This is a genomic window from Methanopyrus sp. (genome assembly GCF_053997775.1).
Genome location: NZ_JBMXXF010000047.1, coordinates 1 through 2,106 on the forward strand (window position 1 = coordinate 1; position 2,106 = coordinate 2,106).

The 2,106-nt window shown below is 66.6% G+C and carries 2 protein-coding genes; both read right to left on the reverse strand.

Going from position 1 to position 2,106, the window contains the following annotated elements; translation table 11 throughout:
* Positions 1-814: hypothetical protein (locus ACXJJV_RS06070; RefSeq protein WP_456467293.1), on the reverse strand; the 814-nt coding region annotated here is incomplete at its 3' end.
* 912 nt (positions 815-1,726) lie between these two features.
* The coding region (locus tag ACXJJV_RS06075) for a cobaltochelatase subunit CobN (protein ID WP_456467294.1) at positions 1,727-2,106 on the reverse strand (380 nt) is incomplete at its 5' end.

Below are 2,106 nucleotides of genomic sequence, written 5' to 3' on the forward strand. Positions count from 1 at the left end.
GCTCGTACTCGTCGAGCGACTGACTCACCGGGTTAACGCCGACGACGCCCACGCGGGCTTCCGGGAGCACAAGCACCAGGTGGTCCGTGAGGTACACTTGATGAATCCCGTCGGACTCGAGGGTCACGCCTCCCGGCCACGCGAAGAGCTCAACCCACGCCCCGATACCCTCGGGGTCGCTGCGCAGGTAGAAGCCGATGTCGCGCCCCGGCTGCGCCGGGACCGGCCACTCGATGACCCAGTAATCGTACAGGCTCCTTAGCACTTCCCTGTAGTGCTTCGGGTAGTACATTCGGAAGTTTGGCACCCGGTGCACCGCGGGATCTTGAGCCTCAGGACCAGCGCCGAGCAGGAGATCGGATCCTTGGGATCGTGCCTCGGGACGACCCGGAAGTCGAGTTGGATCCACTTCCATCTCTCGCCTAGGAACTCCCAAGTGACCTTTGATGCGGCCCACGGGCTCGGCCCGCTCCCACCTCACGCCGAACCGGTCGGACAGGACCGTGGTCGTCGGGTAGAACCGGGCCTCGAGCACCTCCGTGCCCTCCGGCAGGAGCGCGTGCAGCGTCACCGGCTTCCCGGGCTCCTTAGCCCGGATGTACGCCCGGTACTCCGCGATCACGTAGTCGAGAACTTTCTCGGTGCCGCCGTGTCCCGTGGCCACCGTCTCCTCGTGGACGTCCTTGATTACCAGCCAGCTCTGCACGCCCACGTCCAGGAGCGCCTCCGGGCCCGTCCAGGAGTCGCCGTGAGCGGGCGCCAGCAGGATCAGGGCGATGATCGGAACGATCGCGACCGGGGGCGCCCGCTCCACGATTTGACCCCTTTCCGCCGAGTGTGCGGTCGGCTAGGGGCCCAGATGCCTATCAGTTGCGTCGTCCAGCCTGTCCCGCCCTGGCTGCACGACCTTCGTCCTGAGGGGCGTCGGAAACCGCGTGAGCGGAAAGGTCAGCGACGGGAACGAGCCGCTCCCCTTGGATTCCGTCCCCGCGACGACCCTAGCGGCCCCTCAAACATCCCCGCTGGGACGACGTCGTCGGTGTCGCCGCAACTTTGGCTCGCCGCGGCTAGGGTGCCGCTTTACTCACTTGGAGTAGACCGCGTGGTACCGTCCGTCGGCGACCCGCCGACGCTCCATCAGGGAATCGGAAGCGCCAGGGGTTCGCGCCGGTAGCGCCTCACCCGCTTAATTCGCGGAAGGTCTCTAACCGGTCCCTAAGCGCTCGACCCACCCGTCGAAAGACTCTTCCAGCACGTCCAGTTCCCAGAGGCTCATCGAAGGTCTCCCTGGATGGAGGGTCGGAGCGCTCTCTCTACCGGAGGAGCGCGTTCCCGCTGGGACCCGGCGGTTGGGGAACTCAGGAGGGCCGAGGGCTGGGCGTTGGGGTACGGGAGCTGCCCGTCCCACGGCGTGGGAGGGGGTCTCCGGTGAGATCATGAGAGGCTGCTGGGGGATGATCTAAGTCGCGGAGGGTGTCGGGATGGAGGTCAAGATGGCCGACGGTGGGTGGGTGGCTCGAGACCCCCTCGGACGCGCTGTTCCGGGACTGGTCAGGGCCCTGCTGAACGCGTCGGTGTGGGGAACTGAGAGCCCCGATCCTAAGTGGGCTTAGCTGGGTGGCCGATTCTTCCTCATGCTTCGGGGCAACCGGGTGGCGAAGCGCTGGATGGAAAGGAGAGTGTGAGGTGGGGGAAGCGGGCCGAGGGGTTGGTCGTCCCTCCCTGACTATTCCAGCTCCCTTTTGATTTCCTTGACCCGCTCGATCGTTTCCTCATCGGCGTTCCAGTAGCCACGCTCGTAGGCCTCGATCAGCCGGTCGGCGACCTCCCGGAGGGCGGCGGGGTTGAGCTCCTTCATGCGCTCCCGGGTGTCCTCGTCGAAGAGGTACTCGCGGGCGACGCCCTCCCAGACCCAGTCCTCGACGGTGTCGGTCGTGGCGGCGAGGCCGACGAGGTTCTCCACCCGCTTCGCGATCTCTCGGCATCCGTCGTAGCCGTGCTTGAGCATCTCCCGCTTCCACTTCTCGTTCAGGAGCCGGGAGGCGGCGCCGGAGCGGACGACGGTCTGCAGGTCCTGGACCTCGGGGTCCTCGCCGGAGCAGGAGT